Consider the following 7,826-nt stretch of genomic DNA (forward strand, 5'->3'; position numbering starts at 1 on the left):
CAGCGGCGAAAAAGTGCGGAGTTTGAAGCCGGTCACAAAGCGCGAGCTTAGAACCAAAAGACATAGATACTTATTAACTTTCGCATTTGACAATAATTATCATTAAGAATAGCTTGTCGCACGTCGTAGGAGGCCTCCGATTCTGGAGACTTCCACTTCCCTCTTAGAGATAAGGTGATTTCCATGGCGGAACAACTATCCACAAGTAAGTGCGATTCACCGTTACTCCAGGCGTTTGTCGACAACCGCAGTATCCTGGTCAAGATTGCCGCACGCATCACCGGCTGCCGCTCGCGGGCCGAAGACGTGGTTCAGGATGCGTTCTTCCGGCTCGGCTCGGCGCCGCAGATCACGTCCTCGTTCAAGGCCCAGCTTAGCTACCTGTTCCAGATCGTGCGCAACCTGGCCATCGACCACTATCGCAAGCAGGCCATGGAGCTGAAGTACTCCGGCAGCGAAGAGGAAGGCCTGAACGTGGTGATCCAGGGGGCTTCGCCAGAAACCACGCACATCAACTTCGCCACCCTTGAACACATCGCCGATGCCTTGAACGACCTGCCGCAACGCACCCGCTATGCCTTCGAAATGTACCGCCTGCACGGCGTGCCACAGAAAGACATCGCCAAGGAGCTCGGCGTCTCGCCGACCCTGGTCAACTTCATGATTCGCGATGCCCTGGTGCATTGTCGGAAAGTCTCAAGCCAGAGGGCTTGAGCGCGACAAGCTGCAAGCTTCAAGCGGCAAGTGGGTGGTGATGCCGCTTGCCGCTTGAGGGTCAGAGCAACCTGCAACCTTCGAAGAACCGCTCCCGCCCCAGAATCATCAATGCCGCACGCTTGTGCGGAAAGTCGAATTCCTTCTCGCAATGAAAACACTGCTCGTGCATGTAGCCGATCATCTTGCCGTTGTCCGCTCGCGGCTCGGCCACCACCCGCTGCGTGCGCGGATCATCCAGGAACAGGTAGTGCACCAGCGCTGACAGCCAACTGGCAACCTTGTGCGGCCCGCGATGCTGCTCTTCCCCCACCAGCATGTGGATGCCGCGGTCGTAATCATCCACCGCATAGAACGGCGCGATACGGTCTTCCTTGGCCCAGTAGGCCTCGAAGTAGGCGAAGGGCTGATCATCGAAACAACCGATCAGGGTCAGGCTGTGCGGATCGGCCTCAAGCTTGCCGAGGTAGTCACGGTGTTGTTCGAGGCTGCCGCCCTCCTGCCAGAAGTTGAGCACCCGCGGGTTGTTCTGCCAGCGATTGAACCGCTCCAGGTCCTGGTCGATTTCCAGGGTGCGTAACGACACCCACGCGCCCAGCCGCGCATCGAAGCGTCGATACACCTCGCCGCGCGGCTTGGGTGCGCGCCGGGGGTGGCGCTTGCCTTCACTGATCTGCATCTGTTGCGGGTAGACGCCCGCGAACGGCTGGCCGAGCCAGGGTTGAGGCAACTGCCAGAACAAGCTGCGCTCACACAGGTACTGGCCCTGGCGCGCGGTGCTGACCAACAGGCCACTGTTCAACGCCTGCGGTGGCGGCTGATCCAGCTGCCAGGTCAGGCGCTGACAACCGGGGTCACGGGCGAACAACCAGTAGCAAACGGCCCACAGGGCTTGTTGCACACGGTCGCGGGCACAGTCTTCAAGCTGAACCTGCAAGGTCTCGCCACGTTGCAGGCGCACACGCACCAACGGGCTGCCTTCCAGCACCAGGCTCAGATGGCAATCGCCTTCATCGGCGCTGAGGCTACGCCAGCGAGGCAAGGACAAAGTCGGCGAAGCGGAATCGAATGGCATGATCTTGGCTCACAAGGGAATGATCGGCTCACCCTGGTGAACGTCGCCAACACAGACAAATTTAGTCAGCCTTGGGTGTGCTGACAGTGATGCGATAAGGCTGGAAGATTTTCAGCAACTCGCCATTGGCCCGCAAGGACTGCAACAAACCGGCAAATGCCGGGCCACTGATGGGGGCGCCGGGCCGCAACAGGGCGTAATGATGGTAGACCTGGTCAACGCGATCGGACGCCAGCAACTGCTCGGCGCTTTGCGGATTGCGCACCAGGAAGTCACTGAAATAGGAACGGGTGACCAGGGCAACCTCGGCGCGGCCGCGCTGGACCATCAGCAGGTTACTGTCATGGGAATAGGTCAGGGTCGCATTGTAGGTGTCGGCCAGGTACTTGGGGTCGGCGTTGAAATCGGCAAAGGCGTAGTGATAGCCACTGTACAGTGCCAGGCGCTTGCCCTTGAGGTCGCTGAAGTAAGCCTGGTCGCGGCCGGGCTGGCGATGAGCGACGAAGACCTCGGCGTCTTCCAGGCCCATGTCGACACTCTCATGGGGAATCTGCTGCCAGCCCCACGCGGGGTTCTCGAAGATCGCCATGTCGGTGCGCCCCTGCTGGAAGTCACCGAAGCGCCGTTGAATCGAAGTCGGCACCAGGACGAAACGATAACGTTGCTGGACGTTGTTCAGCGCCTCGACCAGTTGCGGCAGCAGGCCGGTGTCGGCGCCTTGCTCCGGGCGCACGGTGTAGGGCGGGAAGTGTGCGGCCCCGACTTTGACCTCGATCTCTGCTGCCGCCCAAGCCGAGGGGGCCAGCCATATCGCGGCAAGCATTAACAACAAGGGCACCGTCTGTGGCATGGGCGCTGGACTCAAAGCAACACACTCTTTGCGGGATTAAACCGGAATCTAGCTAAGCTAGGCGTTTTCAAGGCGTTGCACAACTGTCGGTTACGCCAAGCGCAGCAGGCAAAATGCCAGGGGATACCCGGTTGGTCCGAGTTTGGCTACGCTCTTAGCAGTCTTGCATGGGAGCCTACTATGGGCCATTGGCTGGTGATCGACCTTGAAGCAACCACCGACGATGGTGGCTGGCCGGTCACAGATATGGAAATCATCGAAATCGGTGCGGCGCTGGTTGACCGCAAGGGCCGCGAAGTTGGTCATTTTCAGCGTTTCGTGCGCCCCAGGCGACGGCCGCAACTGACCCCGTTCTGCCGTGAACTGACGCACATCAGCCAGGCCAATGTCGATACAGCGGCGACCTTCGCCCAGGTGTGGGCGCAGTTCGAGCGCTGGCTCGAGCATCACGCCGGGCACCTTGAGGGTTGGGTCAGCTGGGGTGACTACGACCGCAAACAACTGTTGCAGGAATGGCAGCAATACCAGGTCCACAGCTTGCTCGCCGAGTTGCCGCACATCAACCTCAAGCAACGCTTCGCCAAAGCCCGCCAGTTGCAACGGCCGCTGGGACTCAATGGCGCGTTGCAACTCGCCGGCCTGCAATTCAGTGGGCGCCAGCACCGGGCCCTGGAAGACGCCCGCAATACGGCCCGTCTGCTGCCCCTGTCGCTGCCGGCCAACGGCACCTGAAAGCGGATGACGACGCTGCGGGCCTTGGGCATACTGGCCTGCCTTTTTAGCCCCTTTTCAGGAGTCGCCCATGTTTAAAGTCAACGAGTACTTTGATGGCACGGTCAAGTCGATCGCCTTCGGCACCGCTGAAGGTCCGGCCACGGTTGGCGTGATGGCCCCGGGCGAATACGAGTTCGGCACTGCCCAGCGCGAAATCATGCACGTGGTGTCGGGTGCCCTGACCGTCAAACTGCCCGACAGCGACAACTGGGAAACCTTCAGCGCCGGTAGCCAGTTCAATGTCCCGGCCAACAGCAAGTTCCAACTCAAGGTAGCGGTTGATACTGCCTACCTGTGCGAGTATCGCGGCTAAGCCTGAATCAGGCGCCGACCCCATCGCTGGCAAGCCAGCTCCCACAAGTTGTTCACTGCAATCCTTGTGGGAGCTGGCTTGCCAGCGATGGGCTGCGCAGCAGCCCCCTCACTTCAGAAACGCGACAATCCTGTCCGCCGCCGTCGCCAGATGCTCGCCATGGCTGAACCCGGAAGCCTTCAGCGGCTTCAAGTCATGATCCCCCGCCTGCAGCCAGCACAGCTCAATCGCTGACGACAGCTCATAGCCTTCCACCGTTTGCCGATTGCCCAGGGCATCGCGCTCGCCCTGAACGATCAGGGTCGGTGTCTTCAGCCCAGCCAGGTGCGCCACCCGCGGCTTCTCCGGTTTGCCGGCGGCATAAAACGGATAACCCAGGCACACCAGCGCATCGGCGCCCAACTCGTCGGCCAGCAAACTCGCCATGCGCCCGCCCATGGACTTGCCGCCGATGGCCAACGCCCCAGTGACCAATGGTCGCACCTGCGCATACACCTCACGCCAGCAGTCCAGCAATTGGGCCTGCGGATTTGGCGGCCTTTTGCCACCATCGATGCGCCGCTGGGCCATGTAGGGGAACTCAAAGCGCAGCACCCCCAGCCCTTGCTCCGCCAGCCTTTGCGCGATTTCCTGCATGAACCCGCTGTCCATCGGCGCCCCCGCGCCATGGGCCAGGATCAGGCACCGCGATTGCTGGCCATCCCCCTGATTTTGCGGGGCATTCCACCGCCAGCCGCGGCTTTCGACCAGCCGCGCCCATTGATCCCCGTCAATACCGGCCAGTTGCCCATTACTCATGCTTGCCTCGCTGTTTAGTCTGCCTATAACCGTGGATGGGAACCCATACATGAACACAACCAGCAGTACCGCCTACAACTACAAGGTGGTCCGCCAATTCGCCATTATGACGGTGGTGTGGGGAATCGTCGGGATGGGGCTCGGCGTTTTTCTCGCCGCGCAACTCGTCTGGCCTTCGCTCAACTTCGACCTCCCCTGGACCAGCTTCGGCCGCCTGCGACCGCTGCACACCAACGCGGTGATCTTCGCCTTCGGTGGTTGCGCACTGTTCGCCGCTTCCTACTATTCGGTCCAGCGCACCTGCCAGACCACCCTGTTCTCGCCACGCCTGGCAGCTTTCACCTTCTGGGCCTGGCAACTGGTGATTCTGCTGGCTGCGATCAGCCTGCCGCTGGGTTATACCAGCTCCAAGGAATACGCCGAACTGGAATGGCCGATCGACATTCTCATCACCATTGTCTGGGTGGCCTATGCCGTGGTGTTCTTCGGCACCCTGATGAAGCGCACCACCAAGCACATTTATGTGGGTAACTGGTTCTTCGGCGCGTTCATCATCACCGTGGCGATCCTGCACATCGTCAACAACCTGGAAGTGCCAGTCAGCCTGACCAAGTCCTACTCGCTGTACGGTGGCGCCACCGACGCCATGGTCCAGTGGTGGTACGGTCACAACGCCGTGGGCTTCTTCCTGACTGCCGGCTTCCTGGGCATGATGTACTACTTCGTGCCAAAACAGGCCGAACGTCCGGTGTATTCCTATCGCCTGTCGATCGTGCACTTCTGGGCGCTGATCACCCTGTACATCTGGGCAGGTCCCCACCACCTGCACTACACCGCCCTGCCCGACTGGGCACAATCGCTGGGCATGATCATGTCGCTGGTCCTCCTGGCGCCAAGCTGGGGCGGCATGATCAACGGCATGATGACCCTCTCGGGCGCCTGGCATAAGCTGCGCAGCGACCCGATCCTGCGCTTCCTCGTGGTCTCCCTGGCGTTCTACGGCATGTCGACCTTCGAAGGCCCGATGATGGCGGTCAAGACCGTCAACGCCCTGTCGCACTACACCGACTGGACCATCGGCCACGTACACGCCGGTGCGTTGGGCTGGGTGGCGATGATCTCGATCGGCGCCCTGTACCACATGATCCCGAAAATCTTCGGCCGCGAGCAGATGTACAGCCTCGGCCTGATCAACGCGCACTTCTGGCTGGCAACCATCGGCACCGTGCTCTACATCGCCTCGATGTGGGTCAACGGCATCGCCCAGGGCCTGATGTGGCGCGCAGTCAACGAAGACGGCACGCTGACCTACTCCTTCGTCGAAACCCTGGTGGCCAGCCACCCAGGCTTCATCGTGCGCTTCGTCGGCGGGGCGATCTTCCTTACCGGCATGCTGCTGATGGCGTACAACACCTGGCGCACCGTGCGTGCCCCGGTGGCCGCGACTGCCCCTGCCGCCGCGCAGCTGGCCTGAGGAGACCCTGATGAAACACGAAGTAATCGAGAAGAACGTCTTCCTGCTGGTGCTGTTGATGGTGTTTGCCGTCAGCATCGGCGGCTTGACCCAGATCGTCCCGCTGTTCTTCCAGGACGTCACCAACAAGCCGGTCGAAGGCATGAAGCCCTACACCGCGCTGCAACTGGAAGGCCGCGACGTCTACATCCGTGAAGGCTGCGTGCAGTGCCACTCGCAGATGATCCGTCCGTTCCGCGCCGAAACCGAACGCTACGGCCACTACTCGGTCGCCGGTGAAAGCGTCTGGGACCATCCGTTCCTCTGGGGCTCCAAGCGTACCGGCCCGGACCTGGCCCGCGTTGGCGGCCGCTACTCCGATGACTGGCACCGTGCGCACCTGTACAACCCGCGCAACGTCGTGCCCGAGTCGAAAATGCCGGCCTACCCATGGCTGGTCGCCAACCCGGTCGACAGCAGCCACACCGAGACCAAGCTGCGCACCATGCGCACCCTCGGCGTGCCGTACACCGATGCCGACATCGGCGGCGCGGTGGAGTCGCTCAAGGGCAAGACCGAAATGGACGCGCTGGTCGCCTACCTGCAGGTGCTCGGCACCGCGATCAAGAACAAGAGGTAAGCGCCATGGACTTCACACTGGATATCGGCCAATTGCGAGGCCTGGGCACCCTGCTGGTGGCCATCGCCTTCATCGGCCTGTCGCTGTGGGTGTTCAACGGCCGGCGTGACCGTGAATTCGCCGAAGCCAGCCTGCTGCCGTTCGCCGACGACCGCCTGGCACCTGCCGCCAACGAACCCGAACCGAGGAGTAACGGGCAATGACCACCTTCTGGAGTACGTACATCAGCGTACTGACCATCGGCAGCCTGATCGGCCTGACCTGGCTGCTGCTGGGCACCCGCAAGGGTGAAACCAAAGGCACCACCGACCAGACCATGGGCCACAGCTTCGACGGCATCGAGGAGTACGACAACCCGCTGCCCAAGTGGTGGTTCTGGCTGTTCGTCGGCACCCTGGTGTTTTCGGTCGGCTACCTGATCCTCTATCCGGGCCTGGGCAACTGGAAAGGCATCCTGCCGGGCTATGAAGACGGCTGGACCCAGACCAACGAATGGCAAAAGGAAATGAACAAGGCCGATGCCAAGTTCGGACCGATCTTCGCCAAATTCGCCGCCATGCCGGTGGAAGAAGTGGCCAAGGATCCGCAGGCGCTGAAAATGGGCGGCCGTCTGTTCGCCTCCAACTGCGCGGTGTGCCACGGCTCGGATGCCAAGGGTGCCTACGGCTTCCCTAACCTCACCGACAAGGACTGGCGCTGGGGCGGCGAGCCGGAAACCATCAAGGCTTCGATCATGGGCGGTCGTCACGGGGTAATGCCGGCCTGGGCCGAAGTCATTGGCGAGCAAGGCGTTGCCGACGTGGCCGCGTTCGTGCTGACCAACCTCGATGGCCGCAGCCTGCCGCAAGACGCCAAGGCCGACCCTGCCAACGGCGAGAAGCTGTTCGCCACCAACTGCGTAGCCTGCCACGGCCCGCAAGGCAAGGGCACCCCGGCCATGGGCGCACCGGACCTGACCCACCCGACCGCGTTCATCTACGGTTCGAGCTTCGCCCAACTGCAGCAGACCATCCGTTATGGCCGCCAGGGCCAGATGCCTGCCCAGGAAGCGATCCAGGGCAACGACAAGGTCCACCTGCTGGCCGCCTATGTCTACAGCCTGTCCCAGGAGGAACCTGCACAAGGCGAAACCCTGTCTGCCAAGTAAAACGATTGAGTAACTGAGCCTTGACTCAAACCGCCGCATCGGCACCCGATGCGGCGGGTCCC

General features: G+C 61.7%; 10 protein-coding genes. 7 read left to right on the forward strand and 3 right to left on the reverse strand.

Annotated elements, in window-relative coordinates; translation table 11 throughout:
- The first annotated feature begins 183 nt into the window (after positions 1–183).
- Positions 184–714 carry an RNA polymerase factor sigma-70 gene (locus UW3_RS0122855; RefSeq protein WP_010225972.1) on the forward strand — a complete coding sequence of 177 codons (531 nt, stop codon included), beginning with the start codon at positions 184–186 and terminating at the stop codon, positions 712–714.
- Between the two features lie 61 nt (positions 715–775).
- Here UW3_RS0122855 and UW3_RS0122860 read toward each other — a convergent pair whose 3' ends face one another.
- Positions 776–1,789, reverse strand: a complete 1,014-nt coding sequence (locus UW3_RS0122860) for a GNAT family N-acetyltransferase (protein ID WP_010225974.1) — start codon at positions 1,787–1,789, stop codon at positions 776–778.
- Between the two features lie 61 nt (positions 1,790–1,850).
- Positions 1,851–2,654, reverse strand: coding sequence for a substrate-binding periplasmic protein (locus UW3_RS0122865; RefSeq protein WP_026001475.1), 804 nt, complete (start codon positions 2,652–2,654; stop codon positions 1,851–1,853).
- 165 nt (positions 2,655–2,819) lie between these two features.
- On the opposite strand from UW3_RS0122865, the gene UW3_RS0122870 reads away from it, so the two are divergent.
- On the forward strand, positions 2,820–3,371 hold the full coding sequence (locus UW3_RS0122870; protein ID WP_010225978.1) for a 3'-5' exonuclease: 552 nt from the start codon (positions 2,820–2,822) through the stop codon (positions 3,369–3,371).
- A 70-nt stretch (positions 3,372–3,441) separates the two neighbouring features.
- The gene (gene ppnP, locus UW3_RS0122875) at positions 3,442–3,726 is read left to right on the forward strand and encodes a pyrimidine/purine nucleoside phosphorylase (protein ID WP_010225980.1); all 285 of its coding nucleotides are present in this window, start codon (positions 3,442–3,444) and stop codon (positions 3,724–3,726) included.
- Positions 3,727–3,834: 108 nt separating this feature from the next.
- Here the strand turns inward: ppnP and UW3_RS0122880 are convergent, their stop codons facing one another.
- Positions 3,835–4,524 carry an alpha/beta family hydrolase gene (locus UW3_RS0122880; RefSeq protein WP_010225982.1) on the reverse strand — a complete coding sequence of 230 codons (690 nt, stop codon included), beginning with the start codon at positions 4,522–4,524 and terminating at the stop codon, positions 3,835–3,837.
- Positions 4,525–4,573: 49 nt separating this feature from the next.
- On the opposite strand from UW3_RS0122880, the gene ccoN reads away from it, so the two are divergent.
- Genes ccoN through ccoP form a run of 4 tightly spaced genes read left to right on the forward strand, consistent with a single transcriptional unit; the run spans position 4,574 to position 7,764 of the window.
- Entirely contained in the window at positions 4,574–5,998 is a 1,425-nt protein-coding gene (gene ccoN / locus UW3_RS0122885) for a cytochrome-c oxidase, cbb3-type subunit I (RefSeq protein ID WP_010225984.1), read from the forward strand.
- A 10-nt stretch (positions 5,999–6,008) separates the two neighbouring features.
- Positions 6,009–6,617 carry a cytochrome-c oxidase, cbb3-type subunit II gene (ccoO, locus tag UW3_RS0122890; protein ID WP_010225986.1) on the forward strand — a complete coding sequence of 203 codons (609 nt, stop codon included), beginning with the start codon at positions 6,009–6,011 and terminating at the stop codon, positions 6,615–6,617.
- A 5-nt stretch (positions 6,618–6,622) separates the two neighbouring features.
- Positions 6,623–6,820, forward strand: coding sequence for a cbb3-type cytochrome oxidase subunit 3 (locus tag UW3_RS0122895; RefSeq protein ID WP_010225988.1), 198 nt, complete (start codon positions 6,623–6,625; stop codon positions 6,818–6,820).
- A complete protein-coding gene (gene ccoP, locus UW3_RS0122900) occupies positions 6,817–7,764 on the forward strand; it encodes a cytochrome-c oxidase, cbb3-type subunit III (RefSeq protein ID WP_010225989.1) in 948 nt (315 codons plus the stop codon). The genes UW3_RS0122895 and ccoP overlap by 4 nt, the downstream gene beginning before the upstream one ends.
- Positions 7,765–7,826: the final 62 nt, after the last annotated feature.

Origin of the sequence: Pseudomonas donghuensis, assembly GCF_000259195.1 — a bacterium.
Lineage (GTDB): Bacteria > Pseudomonadota > Gammaproteobacteria > Pseudomonadales > Pseudomonadaceae > Aquipseudomonas > Aquipseudomonas donghuensis.